General features: G+C 65.7%; 1 protein-coding gene. It reads right to left on the reverse strand.

Features of this window, described 5'->3' with window-relative positions; genetic code table 11:
* On the reverse strand, window positions 1-1,062 hold a 1,062-nt coding region (ispG, locus tag P3G67_RS35740), incomplete at both ends, for a flavodoxin-dependent (E)-4-hydroxy-3-methylbut-2-enyl-diphosphate synthase (RefSeq protein WP_276097237.1).

A 1,062-nucleotide genomic window follows, 5' to 3' on the forward strand; every position in this document is an offset into this window, starting at 1 on the left:
GACGGTGACGGCGGGTTCGCCGGAGGGCACGCCCTCGGCCTCCATCAGCGCGGCGAGCTTCATCGCCTCCTCGATCAGGGTCTCCACGATCTTCGACTCCGGAACCGTCTTGATCACCTCACCCTTCACGAAGATCTGCCCCTTGCCATTACCCGAGGCGACCCCCAGATCAGCCTCACGCGCCTCCCCCGGACCGTTGACCACACAACCCATCACCGCGACCCGCAGCGGCACCTCCATGCCCTCCAGCCCAGCGGTGACCTGATCAGCCAACTTGTACACATCCACCTGCGCCCGACCACACGACGGACACGACACGATCTCCAACCGCCGCTGCCGCAACCCCAACGACTCCAGGATCTGAATACCGACCTTCACCTCCTCCGCCGGAGGCGCCGACAACGACACCCGGATCGTGTCCCCGATCCCCTCACTCAACAACGCACCGAACGCCACCGCCGACTTGATCGTCCCCTGGAACGCCGGCCCCGCCTCGGTCACCCCCAGGTGCAACGGATAGTCACACCGGGCCGCCAGCAACCGGTAGGCGTTCACCATCACCACCGGATCGTTGTGCTTCACCGAGATCTTGATGTCCCGGAACCCGTGCTCCTCGAACAACGAGCACTCCCACAACGCCGACTCCACCAACGCCTCCGGCGTGGCCCTGCCGTACTTCTCCAGCAACCGCTTGTCCAACGACCCCGCGTTCACCCCGATCCGGATCGGCACCCCCGCATCCGACGCCGCCTTGGCGATCTCCTTGACCTTGTCGTCGAACTGCCGGATGTTCCCCGGATTCACCCGCACCGCCGCACACCCGGCATCAATCGCCGCGAACACATACTTCGGCTGGAAGTGAATGTCCGCGATCACCGGAATCTGCGACTTCTTCGCGATCACCGGCAACGCGTCAGCGTCGTCCTGCGACGGGCACGCCACACGCACGATCTGGCACCCCGAGGCCGTCAGCTCCGCGATCTGCTGCAACGTGGCACCGATGTCGGCCGTCACCGTGGTGGTCATCGACTGCACCGACACCGGCGCGTCGCCACCCACCGC

This window comes from Streptomyces silvisoli (assembly GCF_029269905.1).
GTDB lineage: Bacteria > Actinomycetota > Actinomycetes > Streptomycetales > Streptomycetaceae > Streptantibioticus_A > Streptantibioticus_A silvisoli_A.